16 protein-coding genes are annotated in these 21,919 nt (G+C 70.8%); 9 read left to right on the plus strand and 7 right to left on the minus strand.

Annotation, left to right across the window (positions count from 1 at the left end; translation table 11 throughout):
- Positions 1-13: 13 nt before the first annotated feature.
- From QM591_RS13335 to QM591_RS13345, 3 genes are all read right to left on the minus strand, one after another.
- Entirely contained in the window at positions 14-1,057 is a 1,044-nt protein-coding gene (locus tag QM591_RS13335; RefSeq protein WP_415132880.1) for an LCP family protein, read from the minus strand.
- Positions 1,054-3,924 (minus strand): glycosyltransferase, encoded by a 2,871-nt coding sequence (locus QM591_RS13340; RefSeq protein ID WP_415132881.1) that lies wholly within the window; start codon positions 3,922-3,924, stop codon positions 1,054-1,056. The genes QM591_RS13335 and QM591_RS13340 overlap by 4 nt, the downstream gene beginning before the upstream one ends.
- Before the next feature lie 84 nt (positions 3,925-4,008).
- The gene (locus tag QM591_RS13345) at positions 4,009-6,393 is read right to left on the minus strand and encodes a CDP-glycerol glycerophosphotransferase family protein (protein ID WP_415132882.1); all 2,385 of its coding nucleotides are present in this window, start codon (positions 6,391-6,393) and stop codon (positions 4,009-4,011) included.
- A gap of 153 nt (positions 6,394-6,546) precedes the next feature.
- Here QM591_RS13345 and QM591_RS13350 point away from each other — a divergent pair, with 153 nt between their 5' ends.
- Positions 6,547-8,493 carry a glycosyltransferase family 2 protein gene (locus tag QM591_RS13350; protein WP_415132883.1) on the plus strand — a complete coding sequence of 649 codons (1,947 nt, stop codon included), beginning with the start codon at positions 6,547-6,549 and terminating at the stop codon, positions 8,491-8,493.
- 8 nt (positions 8,494-8,501) lie between these two features.
- Here QM591_RS13350 and QM591_RS13355 read toward each other — a convergent pair whose 3' ends face one another.
- A complete protein-coding gene (locus tag QM591_RS13355; protein WP_415132884.1) occupies positions 8,502-9,806 on the minus strand; it encodes an O-antigen ligase family protein in 1,305 nt (434 codons plus the stop codon).
- The gene (locus tag QM591_RS13360) at positions 9,803-11,203 is read right to left on the minus strand and encodes an O-antigen ligase family protein (protein WP_415132885.1); all 1,401 of its coding nucleotides are present in this window, start codon (positions 11,201-11,203) and stop codon (positions 9,803-9,805) included. The genes QM591_RS13355 and QM591_RS13360 overlap by 4 nt, the downstream gene beginning before the upstream one ends.
- A gap of 39 nt (positions 11,204-11,242) precedes the next feature.
- On the opposite strand from QM591_RS13360, the gene manA reads away from it, so the two are divergent.
- From manA to QM591_RS13380, 4 genes are all read left to right on the plus strand, one after another.
- The gene (manA, locus tag QM591_RS13365; RefSeq protein ID WP_415132886.1) at positions 11,243-12,397 is read left to right on the plus strand and encodes a mannose-6-phosphate isomerase, class I; all 1,155 of its coding nucleotides are present in this window, start codon (positions 11,243-11,245) and stop codon (positions 12,395-12,397) included.
- A 143-nt stretch (positions 12,398-12,540) separates the two neighbouring features.
- Positions 12,541-12,861 carry a WhiB family transcriptional regulator gene (locus QM591_RS13370; RefSeq protein ID WP_415132887.1) on the plus strand — a complete coding sequence of 107 codons (321 nt, stop codon included), beginning with the start codon at positions 12,541-12,543 and terminating at the stop codon, positions 12,859-12,861.
- An 89-nt stretch (positions 12,862-12,950) separates the two neighbouring features.
- Positions 12,951-15,767, plus strand: coding sequence for a glycosyltransferase (locus tag QM591_RS13375; RefSeq protein WP_415132888.1), 2,817 nt, complete (start codon positions 12,951-12,953; stop codon positions 15,765-15,767).
- Positions 15,764-17,164, plus strand: a complete 1,401-nt coding sequence (locus tag QM591_RS13380) for a DUF5719 family protein (RefSeq protein ID WP_415132889.1) — start codon at positions 15,764-15,766, stop codon at positions 17,162-17,164. The genes QM591_RS13375 and QM591_RS13380 overlap by 4 nt, the downstream gene beginning before the upstream one ends.
- A gap of 22 nt (positions 17,165-17,186) precedes the next feature.
- Here the strand turns inward: QM591_RS13380 and QM591_RS13385 are convergent, their stop codons facing one another.
- Positions 17,187-17,618 (minus strand): metallopeptidase family protein, encoded by a 432-nt coding sequence (locus tag QM591_RS13385; RefSeq protein ID WP_415132890.1) that lies wholly within the window; start codon positions 17,616-17,618, stop codon positions 17,187-17,189.
- A gap of 89 nt (positions 17,619-17,707) precedes the next feature.
- Between QM591_RS13385 and QM591_RS13390 the strand changes: the two genes are divergently transcribed.
- Positions 17,708-17,914 carry a DUF3499 family protein gene (locus tag QM591_RS13390; RefSeq protein WP_067163481.1) on the plus strand — a complete coding sequence of 69 codons (207 nt, stop codon included), beginning with the start codon at positions 17,708-17,710 and terminating at the stop codon, positions 17,912-17,914.
- Positions 17,915-17,990: 76 nt separating this feature from the next.
- Positions 17,991-19,448, plus strand: coding sequence for an adenosylhomocysteinase (gene ahcY / locus QM591_RS13395; RefSeq protein ID WP_415132891.1), 1,458 nt, complete (start codon positions 17,991-17,993; stop codon positions 19,446-19,448).
- Between the two features lie 26 nt (positions 19,449-19,474).
- On the opposite strand, the gene QM591_RS13400 is transcribed toward ahcY, so the two are convergent.
- Positions 19,475-20,362: an RDD family protein gene (locus QM591_RS13400; protein ID WP_415132892.1), complete on the minus strand. Its 888-nt coding sequence runs from the start codon at positions 20,360-20,362 to the stop codon at positions 19,475-19,477.
- Positions 20,363-20,378: 16 nt separating this feature from the next.
- Between QM591_RS13400 and QM591_RS13405 the strand changes: the two genes are divergently transcribed.
- A complete protein-coding gene (locus QM591_RS13405) occupies positions 20,379-21,374 on the plus strand; it encodes a stage II sporulation protein M (protein WP_415132893.1) in 996 nt (331 codons plus the stop codon).
- A gap of 44 nt (positions 21,375-21,418) precedes the next feature.
- Entirely contained in the window at positions 21,419-21,868 is a 450-nt protein-coding gene (locus QM591_RS13410) for a Fur family transcriptional regulator (RefSeq protein WP_415132894.1), read from the plus strand.
- Positions 21,869-21,919: the final 51 nt, after the last annotated feature.

Consider the following 21,919-nt stretch of genomic DNA (forward strand, 5'->3'; position numbering starts at 1 on the left):
CGTGAAAGACGGCTCAGAGCTTCGGCGGCTCGTACTCGGACAGCGTTCCGTCCCGGAGGGCCTTGCGTACGACGTCGATCTCATCCCAGTCGGGCAGCACGACCGACTGGCCGCTGCGCCATCCCGTGCCCAGGGTCGGAGAGGTGAAGAAGTGGACGTCGCTCGACCGGATGTCGCGCGCGTTCCAGAGCGTGGAGAGCAAGTAACCGGGGTCGACCCCGGCGTCGACGGAGAGGAACGGCGAGACCTCCGAGACGAGGCTGCTCATTCGGAACGGATTGAGAAGGGTGTCGGCGCTGAGGACCTCCGACAGCAGGCCCTTCATGAAACGTTGCTGGTTGGCGGCACGCTGGTAGTCGCCCGTCGCGAAGGCCTTGCGTTCGCGGACGAAGGCCAGCGCGTCGTCGCCGCGAAGGGTGATCTTCCCCTCGTCGAAGTGCTCGCCGGAGACCGCCGTGAACTCCTTCGGGTTGTCGACGGTGACCCCTCCCAGGGCATCGGCCATGCCGGCGAAGCTCTCGAAGTCGACGATCGCGACATGGTCGATGCGCGCGTCGATGAACTTCTCCACCGTCTCCACCACGAGGGGCACGCCGCCGAGGGCCATGGCGGCGTTGATCTTCGCCTCGCCGTGTCCCGGGATCTCCACCCAGTTGTCACGCATGATCGACATGACCGACACGCTCTGGTGGTCTGCGGGGACGTTGACCACCATGATCGTGTCGGATCGGCCCGACAGCTCGTCGTCTTCACTCGAGCCGCGCGTGTCCGATCCGAGGAGGAGGATCGTCTGTGCTCCCGCGACCGCCGCAGGGCGCTCGCCGGTGGGGAAGGCATCCTGGATCTTCTTGGCCTTGTCGAACGAGCTCCACAGGTTCCACCCGAAGAGCCCGACGACGACCACGACGACCGCGAACACGGCGAGGACACTGAAGAAGGCGACCTTGATCCTGTCGCGCTTCTTCTTCGGCTTCGGTGTCGAGGCGGGGTCGCCGCCGACGACCGGGAGCACGGCGGTGGTCGCTCCGGTCCGGGGAGCGTCGGGGGGTGTGGTCATGGCCTCGATTCTGACAGCGCTGCCTGGACCCTCCCTGACGGGTGCTGCGGCCCGTCGGCCGCAGGCTCGGGCGATGACCACGGCTCGACGGCGACACGGGCCAGCTCCAGCATCTCCCGGTACTCCGGAGTGGAGAACCTGCCGAGCGTCGCATAGGCGGCATCGGGGAACCGTCGCACGGAGAGGTCGGGCCGCCCGGCCAGGGTGAACAGGCACGAGCTCGACACCCCGACGACGGCGGCCGGGAGTGCCGAAGGCGCCAGCAACGCCTCGACCGGGACGCCCGGATGCTCACGCCAGATCTCCACTCGAGGGTCGCTCGACCAGCGTTCGCTCCAGACGTCTTCGCTCGCTCGGGGATGGGGGCGGACGACGACGCGGGCGCCGGAGTCGACCAAGCGCGCGATCATGGCGTCGTTGAGTCCGCGCTCGACCTCGCGGGTCAGCCCCGCGTGTCGCAAGTGATCGGCGAAGTTCTGTGTCGTGACCAGGACGGTATCCGGCGAGAACGCGCGCGGCGCGGCCCCCCAGGCGTCGACGACGGCGGAGAAGTCCGGCCGAAAGCGTCCCACGTGCACCTCGGGGAACCGGACGCCGGGCAGCTCGGCGCCGTACTGTGGCGGCGCGGGGAGAGCATCCCACAGCAGATCGACCGTCGCGATCCGGCGGATGTGGAACGCCTCGGCGCAGTCGCCGGAGAGAACCCGGTCGCGCAGGCCGTCATCGACCATCTTGATGGGCTTGGGGACGTACGATCCGAGCCCGTCTTCGAACAGGTGCACCGATGCGCCGTCGAAGGTCTCGTAGAGCACCTTCTGCGCGCGCGCCGACATGAAGGCGGGGATGAACACCCGCGCCGCCCGGAACGGGCCGAGGTGCGCTCGGAAGGCGCGTTGCACGCGCCGGAGGTCGTCCGTTCCAGGGTCGCGGCCGTAGACCCGGCGGTAGGTGTCGGTCACATCGACCACTCGCGCGAATCGGCCCGTGCGCTCGGCGAGGTCCTTCACGCGCGCCCCGAAGTCGGACGCGCCGCCGGTCGAGTAGACGAGGGCGGCCAACGGAGGTGCGCCGGGCGAGGAGTAGACCTGGTCCCAGAGCGCCAGGCCTGTCACCAGCTGGGTCGGACTGTTGACGACGAACACGATCGCGTCGGACGAGGCGCCGGTGGGGGCGCCCGTCGTCGGAACACCCCGCCGCCAGGCACGCCAGCCACGCGCGACACGCGTGAGTCCCGGTATCCGTCGCAATGCCCGGCGGAGCCGGCCACCGATCCACACGGCGTCTTTCCGGCGGACGGTCCGGCGGAGCCCACGAATCGTGCGCAGGAGCGTCCGCCGCTCGCGCGCCGCGTGCGCCGCGACATCGGTGGCGACGGCCTCCACGTGGGCGTCCGAATGGAGGAGGGCCGCAACCTCGCGGGCGGCGAGGATCGCGGGTGTCTCCGGTGCACGGCTGAGGCGCAGCGCTCCGGAGGACTCGTCGATGCCGACGGGACGGTATCCGAGCCGCAGGGCCGGAGCGGCGGTCCGGAGTGCCGGCACGAGACCTCCGTCCGCGGCGAAGACCCGCGTGGTGGGCGACCACGCGGCGGGGTCGGCGAGGGCCAGGGCGATCCGCGCCCGTCGTCTTTCCTGCCCGTCCAAGAATGCACCGAGGTCACCGCCGAGGTGTGCGGGAGTCCCCTTGCCGCCGTGTGAAGCGAGCCGGACGAGTTCACGGAGGACGGCGTCGAACCTCTCCCGGAAACGCGCCTGAGAGAACTCCGCCCCGTAGCGCTCCGCGGCAGCGGCCACCCGAGTCGCCGTCTCGGCGGGCTCCGATGCGCTGCGCCGAAGAGCGGCGGACAGGCCTGCCGCGTCGCCCGGAGCGAACAGCCGGGCCGATGCATCGTCGACCATCTCCGTGATCCCGCCGACGGGGGTGGTGAGGATCGGGGTCTGCAGCTGCATCGCTTCGAGGAGGACGAGCGGCATCGCCTCCGACTCGGAGGGACACACCAGCGCGTCGGAGGCGAAGATGTGCTCCAGCACCTCGGCTTTGGGTAGCTGCCCCGCGAAGGTGACGAGTTCGGCGACACCCAGCCGCGCGACCTCCGCACGGAGCTCGGCGAGGTAGTCGGGCTGCGTCGCACGACCGAACAGGCGCAGGCGATAGCGCCGGTCGGGATCTTCGGAGCAAAGGCGGGCGATCGCCTCGATCGCGGTGCGCTGCGCCTTGCGGGGCTGCACCGTGGCGACGACGCAGATGTTCACCTCGTCGTCCCGATAGCCGAGTTCGCGGCGCACGTCCTGGCGGCGCCGAGAGGACATCAGCGTCGAGATGAGAGGTTCCTCCGCGCACGTGTTGGGGAGGAAGAACTGCGGCTTGGCGGCGATGTGGGGGTATGCGTTCCATGCCGCACGGCAGTTCTCCGAAACGAAGATGTAGGCGTCGTGGGCGGGCATGAGGCGGCCGACCACGTTGTCGCGGTTCCAGACGTCGGTCCCGTAGTGGTCGTACGCGGCGGGCTCGTCGTGGACCACCACGACCCGCAGTGCACCCTCGTGCTCGGGGAGAGGGCCTCCCGGCGCATGGTGGCGGAAGGACCCCAGGCCGTTGCTCAACTGCAGGAGAGGTCGCTGGCGGCGGTACACCGCGTCCGACGAGGACGTGGTGAGAAGCCGCTCGCCGAGGTCGACCGGGACACGGTTGGCCATGACGAGCGTGGAGAGAGCCGAACGAGCCAGTCCGTCCAGATAGAAGGTGTCGGTGAAGGCGATCCCCGAGTCGAGTCGGCCCACGTACTTCGTCAGATAGACGACATCTGCGGGGTCTTCGGGCAGCTCTTCCGCTCTGAGCAGGACCGGCGTCTGGACAGTCGGCCTCACGTGCACGTCCCTCCTGCGGGACGGAAACGACGGGCCGACCACGCGGCCGCGATCGTAGGCGTCGCAGGTAGCCGAATGGCAACGTCAGGGTAGACGGCGGGTGCGCGGGGCCTCGGCGGCGTCACGCAAGCGCTGTGCGATGGCGTCCGCGCAGGGAGTGGCTCCGGCTTCCGGAGAGGGGTCTCCCGGCACCTCCACCCAGCGCCGAGCGAAGGCGCGGGCATCCGACGCCGTCGCCGCCTCCGCCGAGACGGCCGAGGTCAGCTCCTCGATCGTGCGCACGATGGGACCGGGAAGGTCGGTGCGGTAGTCGAGGTAGAAGTTCCGCGAGGAGAGGTACTCGTCGAGGTCGGGGGCGAGGAAGTAGCTGGGGACGCCGACGACGGCCGCTTCGTACAACGCGGAGGAGTAGTCGGTGATGAAGAGGTCGGCGACGTGCAGCATCTCCTGCGTCGAGAACCCGTCCGCCGTGTCGACCTCATCGCCGAAGGCGCCGTGCATCAGGGGGTGGAGCTTGACGACGGTGTGCACCCCGAGCGTCGAAAGCGACTGGGACAGAGCGGCGACGTCGACGGTCATGGTGCCGTCGAGCCGGAACGTCGGCGCGAACAGTGCGATGCGGGCATTGCGAAGGTGCGGATGGCGTGCGTAGATGCGCTCGCGTATCCGGGCGTGGCGGGCCGGGTCGCGGAGGCGGTCGACGCGGGGGAGCGGGGCCACCGCGACGCGCGTGATGTCCGTCCCGAACGCCTCCGCGTACGCGGGCCGGCACTGCTCGGAGCTGGTCAGCACGAGGTCGTATCCCTGGTGCATGCGCATGGCTGCGGCCAGCCGGGAGTCACGGCCCTCCTGCTGTCCCAGGATGCTCAGGCCGAACTTCTTGAACGCGCCCAGCGCGTGCCAGATCTGCACGACGGTGAGGTCGGTCTTGTGGCGCAGCACGCTGGCGACGATCGCGTAGGTGTCGACGACGAGCACCCGCGCCGTGGCGACGTGATACAGCTGGGCGAGCATGTGGATCGAGTACCGCGCCTTGCCCACGATCCCCGGTGGCACCATGCGGACGAGAGAGACGACGCGGATGCGGGGGTCGAGCGCGGCCAGTGCCGCGCGCAGGTCGGCGAAGTCCTCGGGCTCGGTCGGGTGCTCCCGGCTGATCATCACGACCTTGCGCCTGCTCGGGAGCAGTTTCAGGGGCGCGTAGACGAGGTTGAGGCCCGTCCGGGCCGCCCAGGCGGTGAGCAGTTGACGACGCATCCCCCCGGTGACGCGCGTGGGCTCCGGGGTCCCTCCCGGCGCGAGCGCGGCACGGTCCACCGTGACGGCGGGACGGAGCAGGATCTCACGCACGACTCGTTCGCTCGCGTGCCCGTCGCATGCCGAGAGGAACCGCTCGCGGAACGCGGCGGTCGCCGGTCCCGTGCGCGCCGAGAGGATGGCGCCGGCCAGGTCCTCGCCGCGCTTGACGAGCGGCCCCATGAGGAAGTCGCTGAACGGGTAATAGAAGTCGCGGGAGGCGGTGTAGTCGTCGATGTCCGGGCAGAAGAAGACGACGGGGCGGTCCAGCAGCGCGTATTCGAAGATGGCCGAGGAGTAGTCCGTGATCAGGACGTCCGAAGCCATGAGCAGGTCGTTCAGCTCACGCTCGTCGGAGGCATCGATCACCCCGGCGGGGATGACGGCGTCGCGGACGAACGGGTGCATCTTGACCAGGACGACCCACTCGTCGCCGAGCTCTGCGAGCACCTGCTCCCACGGGATCTGCTCGAGGTCGTAGTAGGCCGTGAGCTGTCCGTTGCCCCGGAAGGTGGGAGCGAACACCGCGATGCGCCGGTCGGCGGGGATGCCGTAGCGGTCCCGGATGCGTGCCGCCGTCCGTTCGATCACCTCGGCGTCGAAGAAGACGTCGGTGCGCGGGATGCCGAGGGCGTGGACCTTGGCGACATCGATGCCGAACGCTTCGGCGTAGTTGGCGCGCGTGGTCTCGGCCCCCACCAGCGCGTCGGTGTAGTTGCGGTGGGTGAGCGAGCCCTGCACCGGTCCACCCGGCAGGTCGACGCGACTCCAGCCGACCTTCTTGAACGCGCCGGACGCGTGCCACACCTGCAGGAGCCGCGTCTCCGGTCGCAGCCGGAACGGGTAGATCAACGGATAGAAGTCGTCCAGCACGACCGTCTGGGCGCTCGCGATCAGCCAGGGAAGGCGCAGCGTGTCCCACAGCCGCCGCCGCGCGCCGAGGTTCGGCTTGAACAGTCCGAAGATCTCTGCATCGGGGCGTTGTCGTCGCAGTTCGTCGACGAGGAAGCCGAAGTTGCCCGAGAATCCGGCCCGGGAGTCCGAGAGGAAGACGGTGCGGTCGCGGCGTACCGGCACGATCCGCTTCGCGATGGCGTACGCGGTCGCGTACGGGGCGAAACGCCACCGGTGCAGAAGCGCGCTTCGCCTCAGAAACCGGCGGAGAGCGTGCACGGGGGCCCCTTCTGATGGTCGACGGCCCGGGAGAGGCCGCCGTCGTCGACGGCGCTGCGCGGTCGGGCACCGCCGACGATTCTAGCGTCCGCGCCTGGTTCGCCGCCCAGGGCGTAGGCCGTGCCGGCGCACGCCGAACCGTAGACTCGACGTATGCCGTCCGACGCTCCGGTGACGATCACCGCGATCGTGCCTCTGCACGACGTCGAAGCGTTCGTGGGCGATTTTCTCCGCTCGCTCGATCGCCAACGACCCGGCGGCTACGATCTCGACCTCGTCTTCGTCGACGATGCGTCGCCCGATTCGACCGCACGGATCGTGGCGGACTGGATGCAGACCACGGCGCATCGCACCGTGCTCCTCCGCCAGCCGCACGGCGGGGTGAGCGCAGCGCGCAATCACGGTCTCTCCCACGCCCGTGGGCAGTGGGTCACCTTCCCCGACCCCGACGACCTCCTCGATCCCGGTTACTTCGTGGCGCTGGCGCAGTTCCTCCGGACTGCCGCGGAGGACGTCGACGTCGTGAGCGCGAGCATCTTCCGCGTCTTCGATCCGGATCCGCAGTTCCAGGACGTGCATGCGCTGCGGTTCCGCTTCTTCCAGGGGTCGCGCGTCGTCTCGCTCGAGGACGAGCCCGACATCTTCCAGCTCAATGTCGCCACGGCCCTGTTCCGCAGGGACCGCTTGGTCGAGACCGGCGTCACCTTCCAGTCCGGCCTGCACGCGTCCGAGGACGCCCTGTTCGTCACCCGGTTCCTCCTCTCGCGCCCCCACGCGCGGATCGGACTGGTGGCCGAGGCGCGCTACGGCTATCGCAAGCGCGCCACCCGGGACTCTGCGGTCGACTCGTACCAGGACGACCCGAGCGCCTACATCGACCGGTTCCGCGACGGCTATCTGCCGATCCTCGAGGAGGCCGCGGCCTCGGGCGGGGTGCCGGCATGGCTGCAGTCGATCCTGCTCTACGAATGCCAGTGGCTCCTGCCCCGTCAGCTGGACCCTCAGACCTACGCGGCAGGACTGGACGCGCAGCAGCGACGCGACGCGCGCGATGCGGTGAGTGCGTGTCTGGCCTACGTCGACGCCGACCGGGTGCTGCGCTACGACGCCACGGCCCTTCCGCTCGAGTCGCGGCTGGTCGTCCTGGCCCTGTCGGGGCGACGCGTATGGAACTGGGTGGGGTATTACGCCGAGCGCCCCCGCCCCGGGCAGCGTCGGGTGACCCTCCGCGGCTACACCACCGAGCCCGAGGAGCGGGTGCTGGTGCTCGCCGGCGGAAGGCTTCGCGAGGAGCAGGCGGTCAAGGTCCGCCCCCTGGACTACTTCGGGCAGACCCGGCTCTACGAGCGGGCGCTACGGGTGCCGTCGTCCGTCGATGCCGTTCAGGACGGCGATCTGTTGCGCCCGGTCGTCGTCGCCCGCGCGGGCGAGACCTGGGTGCAAGCTGCCGAACGCCATCGCCGAGCCGTCACGGGACAAGCGATCCAGTCGGTGCCCAGCCAGCCGGGCGCCGTACGTGTCTGGAAGTTCCGGAAGGTGCGGTGGCGGGGCCCGGTGAGACTGAACGCCCGGGAGAACGTCATGGTGCTGGCGGCGCGCGCCCGGCATGACCTCCGGGTGGGAAAGGCCTTCCTCGATCGATACGCGCCTCGATCTCCCGCCGTGTGGACGGTCGTCGCCGACGAGCCGGACCTCGGCCAGGGGATCCGCGAGCGCGCCGAAGAGCACGGCGTCCGCGTCCGCCTCATTCTCACGCGCGACGGCCGAGCGCGCCGTGGCCTGCGTGCCCGGGCGCGGGGCCTCCTCGGGGAGCTTCGCAGCGGCGTCGTCCTGGCGACGTCCGTCGCCGCCGCGGCGTCTCTTGCTGCCACGAGCGCGCGGCGGGTGCTGCTGGCGCGGGGCGCGATCGGGGCCTCCCAACGCGTGGGGATCGACGCGCTGGGTGCCGACCTCGTCCTCACCGACGATGCGGACACACAGGCTCGCCTCCGCGAGGAATCAGCCTTGTTCCCCGGTCAGATCGTGCTCGTTCCGCCGGGGGACGGGGCGGAAGGAATCGTGCGCGCCGTCCTCGCCACGCGCACAGGACCGCGCCGCTGACGCCGGCGTCACTCGGTCGGTCGCGGCGAGCGCCACGCCGGTGACTCCGGCCCGGTGTCCAGCCTGCTGCGCCAGCCCCGCACGAGCGAGGCCCGGGTCGCGCAGACGACCAGGAGGAACCAGCCGAAGCCGCCCAGCAGGGAGCTCGTGACCACCGAATCGGCCAACAGCGTGATGATCACCAGCGCCGGCCAGGTGTAGACGGTCGAGCGTCGTTCCGATGCCGTCACCCACGCGCGGGCGAGCCCGAGCCCGGCGACACCGACGAAGAGGACGACTCCGGCTGCGCCGGCCTGCAGGAGCATGTCCATCCACGCGTTGAGGGCCGAGGTGTGATTGGTGCCGGTGGCGAAGCGGATGATCGTGTACGGCAGCTGATGGTCGGGCCAGGTGCCCACCCAGCCCCATCCCTGGACGGGACGGTCCGCCGACATGTCCAGGACCTCGTTCCACAGCTTCGACCGGGTGAGGAAGTCGGGTTCCGCGTTCAGCCAGTACACGAGCGGCCGACGGAACGTGTAGACGAGGATCCCGCCGATCGCGAGCGCTCCGGCGATGCTCCATTGCAGGGCCGTCCGTCCCGCCGGTCGCGTGTGTCTCACGACGGCGAGGATCCCGATGGCGAGCCCCGCGATCACGGCCATGCCGAGGACGATGGGGGAGCCCGTGAAGACGGCGAGCACCGCCGCCAGGGACACCGAGTAGGCGGACAGGCCCGGCGCGACCGACCGCGTGCGCCATTCCACGACGAAGGTCACCAGCGCGATGATCGTCACGAGCCCGAGCATCGTCCGAGTGCCGAACAGTCCCTGGATCGGACCGCCCTCGGCGAGGTTGCCGGCGATCCCGAGGAAGGGGACGGGCACGTCGAGCAGGATCCCGCTGAGGATCTCGATGGCGAGGGAACCAGTGAGAAGGAACCGCAGCGCGTCGCCGGTGGAACGGACGGTCTGGAGCGTGTCGCGGAACTGCGCGACGACGACGGCGAGGAAGGTCGGTGCCGCCAGCTGCAGCCAGCCGCCGAGAGTCGCGCTCACCGACCTCGACCAGAACACGGTCAGTAGCAGCCAGACCAGCAGCAGCAACAGAGTCGTGGGCATGATCTCGAACGGACGGAGCTCCCGTCGGCGAGCGACCAGCATTGCCGCTCCCAGCACGCACAGTCCCGAGATCACCGCTCCGTAGCCGGCGTCGCCCATCAGCTGCCGGATGAGGTGCGTCGAGAACAGAGCGCCGATCGTGGTGGTCGCGAACGCGGCGGCCAGGGCGGAGGAACGCAGGAAGGTCAACGCGTCGGAGGGGACCGGCTTCATGGGCTCGTCAGCCGCTCACCCTGCTCGCCGACGAGGCGTTGCTCGGTCGGACCGCGCCCCACGAGCGGGGCCTGCTTGATCTTGAACGCCAGGAGGACGAGCAGCATCCACCCCCAGTTGAGCAACGGGGTCGACTCCGCGAGCCCCTGGACGAGCAGCTGCGCAGCCACGAGGGTCGGCAGGAGCGTCAGGGGGGAGTACGGCCGGTCGGCCACGAGGTCCCAGCGGGGGCGGTCGATGGCGAAGAACCACGAGCGCCAGATGAAGGCGAGGTAGGTGAGAGCCATCACGGCGACGCCGACGGCGCCCAGCTGGAGGAAGACGTCGAGCCACATGTTGTGGGCCTGCATGACCGTCTGGCCGTGGTCGACGATCCATCGGTCGAAGGCGGGCTCGGTCGGCACCCACGGCGACGAGAACCCCCACCCCCATACCGGGCGCTCGGCAGCGCGCGCGGCCACGGCGGCCCAGATCGACTCGCGCCCCGTCAGGTCGGACGAGCGCCCGAGGATCGCGAAGATGGCGTCGCGGGCATACCAGAGCCCGGCCAGCCCCCCGATCGCCACGACCGCGTACAGCACGTAGAAGCGTGTGCGCTCGCCCGGGCGGCGGGTCGTGCGCATGAGGAGCACGGTGACCAGGACGACGACGGTCATCGCGGCCGCCAGGTACGCGGTGGCCGATCCGGCGCGGACGAAGAGGAAGACGGCGAGGGCGAACCAGCCCGCCAGCAGAACGCGCCGAGGCGCTCGGGCGGCGAACCGGATCGCGAACACCACCATGCCGAGGAGGGCGACGTAGGCCAACGCGTTGGAATTGCCGAACAGCCCCTGGATGCGACCCCCGTCGGACAGGTTGTCGCGGCTCCAGAGGACGATCGGATCGTCCACACCGCCGTCGGGACGCACGAACTGCGGCAGGATCGGCCCCTGCCAGATCAGCGAGACCCACAGCTCGAAGAGGAGCGAGAGGGCGAGGATCCACTTCAGCGCCGAGGCGAGTGCTCGTACGATCTCGCGCCAGGTCAGGACGGAGGCGACGAAGAAGCCCAGGACGGTCGTGCTCACCAGGACCGCGAGGGTCAGTGCGCTCGCCCCCGGCCAGTGCGACCAGAAGAGCGACAGGGTCGCGAGCACGACGTAGCCGACCGCGAACCACGGCAGGCGCCGCCACTGCACCGGGGGACGGAGGATGACCCACAGCACGAGGGAGAGCAGCGCGGACCCGAACACCGCCACTCCCGTGCCCACCGTGCCGAGCACCATCAGCCATCCGGTCCCCGCCAGGCCGCCGGCCAGCACGAAGATGCACCATCCGCGCAGCAACAGGTGACCCGTCGTCTCTCGGACCGGCGCGGCGGGTGGGGCGGTGATCGGGTGCTGGGTGTGAGAGGTCATCTGATCTCAGGCTATCGCGCGCGACTCTAAGCTGAGAGGGTGCTGATCCCGATCTCCAACGCCCCGCGCGAGTACGCCTGGGGCTCCACGACCCTGATCCCCGAGCTGGAGGGCCGAGAGCCCGCCGGAGCCACCGAGGCGGAGATCTGGTACGGCGATCATCCCGGCTCCCCATCGCGCACGGCCGAGGGAGTGACATTGGACGTGCTGCTGGAGGGGCGTGGCGAACCGGCCCTGCCGTTCCTGCTCAAGGTGCTGGCCGCCGGCCAGTCGCTGTCGATCCAAGCGCATCCCTCTCGCGCTCAAGCCGCCGAGGGATTCGCGCGAGAAGAAGAGGCCGGGATCGCACGCGACGCTCCCGAACGCACCTACCGCGACGCGAACCACAAACCCGAGATCATCGTGGCGCTGAGCGACCGCTTCCGCGCCCTCGTCGGGCTTCGGCCGCTGGCGGGCACCCGCCGGTTGCTCGACGCGCTCGGCGACGGGCCCGGCCCCGAGGCCCTTCGTCGTCGCCTGCAGGGCGAGGACGAGCCGCTGGCGCTGCGCGACACGCTCGCCTGGGCGCTGTCGGGAGCCGCCGGTGATGCGGTGGCCGACATCGTCCGCGCTCTCCGCGCGGCGACGTCGGAGGAGTTCGCAGAGGAACTCGATGTGCTGCGCCGGATCTGCGACGACTTCCCCGGTGACGGGGGCATCGTCGTCGCGCTGCTGATGAACCTCGTCGTCCTCCGTCCCGGGCAGGCCCTGTTCGCGCCCGCCGGCGTCTTGCACGCGTATCAGGACGGCCTCGGCGTCGAGCTGATGGCCGCCAGCGACAATGTGCTGCGAGGCGGGCTCACGCCCAAGCATGTCGACGTCGACGAGCTCCTGCGAGTTCTCGACACCCGTCCCGCGGAGGCTCCGGTGCTCGAGCCCGAGCTGGTCGACGGCCTGGCCCGCTACGACGTGGGGGTCTCTGACTTCGCGCTGACGCGCGTGACGGTGAGCGGGGGCGCCGAGCGTCGAGTGGACGTCGCAGGGCCCGCGATCGCGCTCGTGACGCGCGGCACCGTCCGAGTGGCCTCCGCCGGCGGCGGGTCGGCGCCGGTCGAAGTGACCCCCGGAGGAGCCGTGTTCGCCAGCGCCGACGAGACGGCTCTCGCGGTGTCGGGGGACGGCGACCTCTACGTGGCCGAGCCGGGCGCGGAGTGACCTTTGCGACACGCCCGGGCGTGTCAAGAAGCTTCAATCACGCATTGAGGGTTTACGATCTGCGACTTGACCTGACCGAATGACACGGGTGTAATTAGTCCCACACGCGCAACAGCGCAAGGCGACACAGGTGGGAGAGCGATATGGCGGCTTACCGTTCCGGCGTCCCCGAGAATTGGTTCGTCGACCCCGTCAACCTCGGCGTCCCCGGCGTTCGCCGAGTGTCCGACACCGAGGAGGACGGCGCTCTCGCGTGGCAGTCCGATGCGTTGTGCGCTCAGACCGATCCCGAGGCCTTCTTCCCCGAGAAAGGCGGATCCACTCGCGATGCCAAGCGGATCTGCACGTCGTGCGACGTTCGTGGGGAGTGCCTCGAGTACGCCCTCCAGAACGACGAGCGTTTCGGTATCTGGGGTGGTCTCAGCGAGCGGGAGCGCCGCAAGCTCAAGCGCCGCGCGGTCTGAACCCCGACGCGGTGGTGCGAGTCTCCATCCCGGGAATCGCCGCCGCGGCCGCGGAGTACGGTCGCTGCCGCGTCTAGGCTGACGTCGTCATGCCCGCCCGTGTCCACGCCCTCCTGATCGTGCGCCCCGAGGGGCGTGTCGCCGCGGACATCCGTCTGCGCCGCACGCTCACCGCCGTGGCGAACCAGACGCGCGCCGTCGACGCGATCACGATCGTCCTCTGTGGCGACGATCGTGCGACGGCGGAGGTCGCTGCGACCTCGGGGGCCGAAGCGGTCATCACGGCGGGCCGCTCGACGACGTTCGCCGAGGGCCTGCGTATGGCCTCCCACCGGCTCGCCGGTGACGCGGTCTGGTTGCTCGGCCACGACTGCGCGCCCGAGCCGGAGGCCTTGGCGGCTCTCGCGGCGGCGCTGGAGACGGCTCCCTCGGTCGCCGTGGCCGCGCCGAAGCTCGTCCGGTGGGAGGATCGTGCCCACATCGTCTCCCTCGGCGTGTCGATGACTCGGTTCGGGCGCACGGTGGGCCTGTCCGACGACGAGCACGATCAGGGCCAGCATGATGCCCGCGAGGACGTCCTGGGTGCCGATGTGCGTGGCCTTCTCGTGCACGCTGAGATGTGGCGTCTGCTCGACGGGGTGGACTCGGCATTGCGCGGGGCGGACGAGGGGCTGGACCTGAGCGTGCGCGCCCGGCTGTCCGGCAGTCGCGTCGCCCTGGCGCCCGCGGCCGTGGTCGCGGTGGGCGGTGCCGAGGAGCGCGACGCCGATTCGGGCTCGGCGGGGCGCCGACGATCGGCATATCACAGCCGTCTCGCGCAACTCCATCGCCGCCTGGTGTACGCGGCCGGGCCGTTGTTGATCCTCCACTGGCTGGCCTTCGGTCCGCTCGCCGTCGTGCGAAGTGCCGCGCACCTGCTCGCCAAGAGGCCCGGCCGCATCGCGCCGGAGCTGGCGGCGACGATCGTCGCCGCGCTGCGGATCCCCTCGATCGTCCGCGCCCGCGCCGGCATCCGCCGTGTGCAGCGCGTCTCGTGGTCCCAGCTGGCCCCGCTGCGGATCGGCGGGAGACAGCTGCGGCATCGACTCGACGACGAGGGTGCCACCGGTCAGATGCGGTCGGAACTCGGGTTCTTTCGCGGTGACGGCGGGGTGTGGATCGTCGTCGTCGCGTTGGGTGCCTCGCTCGCGGCCTTTCCGGCCCTGTTGGCCTGGCCCGCGTTGGGCGGAGGGGCACTGGCGCCGCTGCGGACGACCGTGTCCGCACTGTGGGCCGACGCGCTCGCAGGCCCCCGGCCCCTCGGCTGGGACACCGTCGGCCCCGCGGATCCCTTCTCGGCCGTCGTGGCCGCTCTGGGATCGCTGAGTCCGTGGGAGCCGTCGCGGGCGCTCGTGGCGTTGTGGATCCTGGCGTTGCCGCTCGCGGCGCTCGGAGGGTGGTTCGCCGCGACCCGCCTCACGGAGAAGCCGCTCCCGCGTGCGCTCGTGGGCATCGGGTGGGCGCTGGCCCCGACGTTCCTGACGGCTCTCCTGCACGGCCGGCCGACCGCGGTGATGGTCCATCTCCTCCTGCCGTGGCTTTTCACGACGGCGGCCGTCGCTCACCGTTCGTGGACGGCGGCGGCGTGGGCGTCGTTGATCCTCGCCGCGGTCGTAGCCTGCGCTCCCTCGCTCGCACCGGCGATCCTCGTCCTCTGGCTCCTCGTCCTCATCCTCGTCCTGGCCCGTCGCGGCGGCCGCGGTGCCGCGCGGGTGATCTGGCTCGTGATCCCCGCGGCCGTCGCCGTCGCACCACTCGTCTGGCACCGCGTCCGGGCGGGGGAAGGCTGGGCACTTTTCGCGGATCCCGGGGTGCCGGCGGCGTTCGCCATGCCTCGCGACGATCTGTGGGGGCGCCTGTGGCTGGCCGCCGGCTTTCCGACCGATGACTTCGCCGGATGGGCGGGGATCGTCGGTGAGGGAACCGGGTGGGTGGCGCTTCTGATCGTCCCGATCCTGCTGCTGGCACTGGCCGCCCCCGCGGTCTCGCGGATGGCACCGGTGGTGGTCTGCTACGTCAGCGTCGGTCTCGGTATCGTGACGGCCCTCGTCGCGTCGGGCGTTCAGTTGTCCGCCGCCGGCGCGACCCCCGTGACGCTCTGGCCCGGCGCTGGCCTCAGTCTGGCGTGGGCGGGACTGCTGGGGGCCGCCGCGCTCGCGCTGACCGCCCTCCCCTCGCAGGCCTGGCGAGGGGCGGCCGCCGCGGTGCCGCTCGTGGCTCTCGTGGTGCTCGCCGTGCCGGTGACGACCGCGTTGCACCGCGACCAGGCCCAGATCGACAACGGTCCCGACAGCACCCTCCCCGCCTACGTCAGCGCCGAAGGGCGTAGCGGTCCGGGCACGGCCACTCTCGTCATCACGCCGCTGCGTGAGGGCGGTGTCGTCAGCACGGTGGTGTGGGGAGGAAGCGCCACGCTCGGCGGCCAGACGACGCTGCAGTCGTCGAGGCAGCACGCGACGGCGGCTGACCAGACGACCGGCTCCGTCACCGCCGACCTCATCACCGGCTCTGCGGGTGACGTCGTGTCTCGGCTCGCCGACCACGGGATCGCCTACATCCTGCTCGACACCCCGGGCGGCGGCGCGGGGCAGAGCGACGACGCGCGAGCGACGCGGCTGGCGGCGCAGGCCGCGCTCGACCGCAGGGACGGCCTGGAGGCGGTGGGGGAAACCGGCAAGGGGCAGCTCTGGTTCGTGCGTGACGAGGTGACACCGCGGGCGCCGAGCGCGTCGGAGCGAGCCACGGCGTGGAGCGTGGCGGCCGCTCAGGTGGGCATCGTCGTCGTGACGCTCCTTCTCGCCGTGCCCACCGCGGCGAGCGTTCGGCAAGCCCGTCGCCGGCCGCGAGTCGTCGGAGGTGACAGGTGACGCCGACAGGTTCTCGCGGGTTCGGGGCTCGAGCCGGGATCGGTGCAGCGGTCTCCGTCGCGCTCGTGATCGGCGTCGGTGCCGCCGTCGCCCTGCCCTGGCCGAACGCGGAGCGGGAGCCGGTCTCGGTCACCGCTCAGCCGCAGCCGACAGCATCCACGCTGTCGTGCGTCGGTCCGGTGTTGGCGGCAGGACGAAACGCCGCCGACGCCGGGCAGCTCACCGACGCGGCCGACTCGGAGATCTCTGCCGCCACCGGTGTGGATGCGCTCGAGGCGACGACGGCGCGACTCGCTGCGCCGGATGTGGCGCGCGGCGTGGGACCGGAAGCGCTCGAGGCCCTTCCGGTCGAGGGAAAGCGCACCGATCTCGCGGCCGCCGGCTCCACCTCCGTCTCCGATGAGGACCTCCGCGGTTTCGCGGCTTCTTCGTGTGCTCCGGCGCGGCTGGAGTCGTGGATCGCCGGTGGCAGCGGAACCACCGGCGCTGCCGATCTGCTCCTGATCGCCAACCCCTCGGCGGTCGCCGCCGAGGTATCGCTCACCGTCTACGGTGCGCAGGGGGCGACGGAGCCGGCCGCGGCGACCGGCATCGTCGTCGCCCCGCGCACGCAGCGCGTGGTTCCGCTCGCGACGATCGCTCTGGGCGAGGAGAGCCCGGTGGTGCGTGTCACGTCGTCGGGCGCCCCGGTCCAGGTGAGCCTTCAGGCGAGCATCACCCGGACCCTGGTGCCGGGCGGCGTCGACCAGGTCGGTGTGACCGCAGCACCGGCCACGCGGCAGGTGATCCCCGCGCTCTCAGTGGTCGCGACGCCGGGGCAGGCAGGCGCGTCGGAATCCGCCACGGTGTTGCGCGTCCTCTCGCCCTCTGCGGACACCGAGGCGCGTGTCGTCCTCACGCCCCTGGGTGGGGGTGCCACCGTGACCGATACGCTGCCGCTCCTGGCCGGCGTCCCGGCGGAGCTGGAACTGGGGTCGCTGCCGCGGAACGCCTATCGTGTCGAGGTCGTCGCGGACGAGCCGATCGTGACGGCAGCGTGGACGACGACCGGCTTCGGCGCGGGGTCCGATTTCGCCTGGCACACGGCACCCGCCCCCCTCAACGTTCCGAGCCTCGTGGCGGTGGCGGCCGGCCCGTCGCCGAAGCTGACCGTGTCCAACGACTCGGACGCCGCCGCCCGGATGCGCCTGACCGGTCCCGACGGCGAACAGGAGATCGCGATCGAGGCGGGTTCGTCCGCGCGCGTGGCGGTACAGCCCGGCGCGGTCTACCGCCTCGACGGGGGTGGCGCGCGGCTACGCGCCAACGTCACCTACTACGGCCCCGGTTCCCTCGCCGGCTACGACGTCGTTCCCGCCGATGCGGCGTCGGAGCCGGTCGTGGTCTTCACGCAGTAGCGCGACGTCGATCCGCGGGCGATCAGAAGAAGCGGAACCGTTCGGGGCCGAGGTCCCACGGGTCGCGGTCGAGGTACTCCGCGGCCGCCCGGAACACACAGCTTTCGATCATCATGCGTCGGTGGAGGTCATCGTCGCGGTGCAGGTGACTCAGCCGCTCGATCGGGAAGCGGTACAGGATGATCCGCTTCTCGTCCGGCAGGGCGCTCCACCGCGGAATCCCGTCTTCGTCGGTCGACGGCGGCATCGCCGCCACTTCGAAACGAACGTCACGGAGCTCCGACCATGCGCTGCGCAGGAACTCGGCGGCCGTCCCGACGGCGAGATCGAACTTGTCCGCCCGCGTCTCCAGGGGCGGCAGGGGCGGCCTCACGACGGGACTGCGATCGAGGCGTCCGTGTCGGCCGTGACGATTCGGGCGGGCGGGCGAAGCGGTGCGTCGGCGCCTCATCATGCCGATCATCCTATGCGGCCAGCCCGTCGATCGGACCGCCCCGGCGCGGCGCGGCCCGCACCGGCGGTGGGCTGGGTACCGTAGAGGCGATGCGTGACAGACTCTGCTCCAAGGTGGCGTGCGCCCGCGAAGCGGTCACGACGTTGACGTTCGACTACGGCGACCAGATGGCCGCGCTCGGTCCCCTCGGGGGCGGTAACGACCCTCATGCCCACGACCTCTGCGCGATCCACACCGACCGGCTGTCGGTGCCCAAGGGATGGGTGGTCGTGCGGCACGAGACGCTCCGCGTCTGAGTGGGCGGCCCCGCCCTCTGCGGAGCCCCGTGACGTACGGTGACCGGGTCCGGCCCCGGGGTGGGAGAATGGACGGATGCCGACTTCCGTGACATCTCTCGACTTCGTCGTCGCCGACCTCTCGCTCGCCGAGGCGGGCCGTCATCAGATCCGCCTCGCCGAGAACGAGATGCCCGGGCTCATGGCCCTGCGAGCGGAGTTCGCCGACACGCGTCCCCTCGCCGGAGCCCGGATCGCCGGCTCGCTCCACATGACGGTGCAGACAGCGGTGTTGATCGAGACACTCGTCGCCCTGGGCGCGCAGGTGCGCTGGGCCAGCTGCAACATCTTCTCCACCCAGGACGAGGCGGCCGCCGCGGTCGCGGTGGGGCCCACGGGCACCGTCGACGAGCCCGCCGGTGTCCCCGTCTTCGCCTTCAAGGGCGAGACGCTGGAGGAGTACTGGGACTTCGCCGACCGCATCTTCGATTGGTCGGCCGAGGGCTTCGACGGACCCAATCTGATCCTCGACGACGGTGGCGACGCGACGCTCCTCGTGCACAAAGGCGTCGAGTTCGAGGCGGCGGGCGTGGTCCCCGATGCGCAGGACGGCGACTCGGCGGAGTACCGCATCGTGCTCCAGACGCTGCGCGGGTCGTTGGCGCGCGACCCGCAGCGGTTCACGCGCATGGCCGCCGGCATCCTCGGCGTCACGGAGGAGACCACCACCGGTGTCCACCGGCTGTACGAGCTCCACGCGGCGGGGCGACTGCTGTTCCCCGGCATCAACGTCAACGATTCCGTCACCAAGTCGAAGTTCGACAACAAGTACGGCATCCGCCACTCGCTCCCCGATGGCATCAATCGCGCCACCGACGTCCTCATGGGCGGCAAGGTCGCCTTCGTCGTCGGTTACGGCGACGTCGGCAAGGGGGCAGCCGAGGCGCTTCGCGGACAGGGCGCTCGCGTCATCATCGGGGAGATCGACCCGATCTGCGCGCTGCAGGCCGCGATGGACGGATTTCAGGTCGCCCGCCTCGAGTCGGTGATCGGAGAGATCGACCTCCTCATCACGGGCACCGGCAACACCCACGTCGTGACCGTCGACCACCTGCTCGGGCTCAAGCACCTCGCGATCGTCGGAAACGTCGGGCACTTCGACGACGAGATCGACATGGCGGGGCTGGAAGCCCTTCCCGGCGCCGAACGTGTGGAGATCAAGCCGCAGGTCCACGAGTGGCGTCTGCCCACCGGCCGGAGCATCCTCGTGCTCTCCGAGGGGCGCCTGATGAACCTCGGGAACGCGACGGGTCACCCGTCGTTCGTGATGAGCGCGTCCTTCACCAACCAGGTGCTCGCTCAGCTCGAGCTGTGGGAACGGCGCGACGCGTATCCGACCGGCGTCTATGTGCTCCCCAAGCTCCTCGACGAGAAGGTCGCGCGTCTCCACCTGTCGGCCCTGGGCGTGGAGTTGACCGAGCTGACGCCCCACCAGGCGGCCTACATCGGGGTCCCCGTGGAAGGGCCCTACAAGCTGGAGCACTACCGCTACTGACCGGCTGTCGTCCGGTCCTGACCCCGTCAGCGGGCCGGATGCACCGAGGAACCCGGACCCGCCGAGGAATCGTGACGCACCGGGAAACCGCGGGGCGCGTCGGCGGTGGTCGATGTCAGCACGTCGACGCGTTCGGAGGCGCCGCGGAGCGCCCGGTACTCGCGGTCGCGCCGCACGGCCACGACGGCGCGGACGAACGTCTCGGGATCTGCGACGGGAACCGGTGACACGAACGCGCTGACCTCCGCCGCGAGGTGGAACGCGGCACGCGAGCGCGCCGCGGGATCCAGGCCCTCTGCGCCGCGGACGAACTGCGCAGCCCGTCGGGCGACCCGGTAGGGGAGCCGGGCGACATCGGCGACCCGAGCCCACTCCGCCAATGCCGGCGGCACGTCTCCCGCAGGAGCCGGAAGGCGCGGTGCGCGGGTGCGCTCGCTGTAGGTACCGGCCAGGAGATCGCCGAGACGTTGCGCGCGCGGGGTGAACACGCCGACGAGCCCTGCGACCGCCCCCGCGGTGAACCAGATCTCCAGAACCCCGGTCAGGGCGCGGATGAACGCGTGGCGGAAGCCGATCGCGCCACCGTCGATGCGCACGATCCGTCCGCCGACCGCCAGCTTCCCCAGGCTCCGGCCGCGCGTGGCGGTCTCCACCGCGGTCGGGATCACCACCAGCACGATCACGATCGTGGTGATCGTGAGAACGGGAGACATCGTCAGGAGGTCGCCTCCTGCCCCCGTGACGAGTCCGACCACGGTCCAGAACGCGACCAGGACGGCGACCGAGGCGACGGCGTCGATGAGTGCTCCCAGAGCCCGCAGGAAGAATCCCACCGCCTGCACGTCCAGAGCGACGGCCTCACCGGTGAGCACCTCGTCCTGCCGGATCTCGGCGGCAGCACCCGGGGACGTCATGACTACAGTGAAACACATGGACCTCGACGCGATCACGGCTGCGCGACGGGCCGAGTGGGAGCGTCTGGACGAGCTCGGTCGACTGCGCCGCCCCCGGGGAGCGGAGGTCGATGAGCTGGTCTCGCGCTATCGCTCCGCTTCCGCCGATCTCGCCGAGATCAAGACATCCGCCGGCCGCAGCACCGAAGGCGATCATCTCTCGACCCTTCTCGCGCGGGCGCGGCTGCGACTGACCGGTACGCCGGACAACGTCCTGCAGCAGGTGCCGCGGTTCTTCGTCCGTCAGCTGCCCGCCGCGCTCTACCGCCTGCGGTGGACGACACTCGCCGTCGCCGTCTTCTTCCTCGTGGTCGCCACCCTCGCCGGCAGCTGGATCGCCCGCGACCCGCAGGTGCTCGCGGCGCTGGGGAACGCGGCGCAGCTCCAGCAGTACGCCGAGAGCTCGTTCACCGACTACTACAGCGAGAACCCCGCCGCGGTGTTCGCGGGCACGGTGTGGACCAACAACGCCTGGATCGCCGCGCAGTGCGTGCTCTTCGGGATCACCGGCTTCTGGCCGGTCATGGTGGTCATCCAGAACGCCGTCGGGGTGGGGACCGCCGCCGCCGTGCTGTTCGCGCACGGACGCGGTGACGTGTTCTTCCTCTACATCGCCCCGCACGGCCAGCTGGAGCTCACCTGCATCTTCGTCGCGGCCGCCGCCGGGCTCCACATCTTCTGGGCGTGGGTCGCGCCCGGTCCGCGCCCTCGCGGGGAGGCCGTCGCCGAGGCGGGCCGCTCCCTGGTCACCGTCGCGATCGGTCTCGTGTTCGCCCTCGCTCTCGCCGGTCTCGTCGAGGGATTCGTCACGGCGCAGCCCTGGCCGTGGCCCGTCAAGATCGGAATCGGCACTCTCGCCCTCGCGGCCCTGCTCGTCACGATGCTCGTCGTCGGACGTCGCGCGGTGCGACAGGGGGAGACGGGCGATCTCACCGAGTACGAGGCGGGGACGACCCGGCTCGTCTCGGGGTGAGTCTTTCTTTTGAACTTGTCAAAACAAAGCGCTACGCTCAAGGTGTGACCGAGACCGCATCCGCCGTGGGGGACGCCGCTGCCGCGCGCGCCCTGCGGGAGGCCGGACTGCGCGTCACGGAGTCGCGGACTGCCGTCTACGACGCGCTCGCGGCGCGGCCGCATGCGAGCGCCGACGCCCTCTTCGCGTCGATCGCCGGCCGGATGCCGCGCACCAGCAGGCAGTCTGTCTACAACGCACTGAGCGATTTCGCCGATGCCGGGCTCGTCCGCCGCATCGAGCCGGCGGGCCGCCCGATGCTCTTCGAGCTGCGCGTCGATGACAATCATCACCACCTCGTGTGCATCCAGTGCGGCGCCGTCGAGGACGTGGAGTGCGTCGTCGGGCATGCGCCGTGTCTCACCCCCTCCGACTCCCACGGATACCGCCTCCAGGCGGCCGAGGTCACCTTCTGGGGCACGTGCCCCGCGTGCGCGGAGGGAACGCGCCCGTGACCGGCCCCTTCATCGCGGTCCCGCCGCGGCCCGGATCTCCCGCCCCCTCGA

This window comes from Microbacterium sp. (assembly GCF_047607225.1).
Lineage (GTDB): Bacteria > Actinomycetota > Actinomycetes > Actinomycetales > Microbacteriaceae > Microbacterium.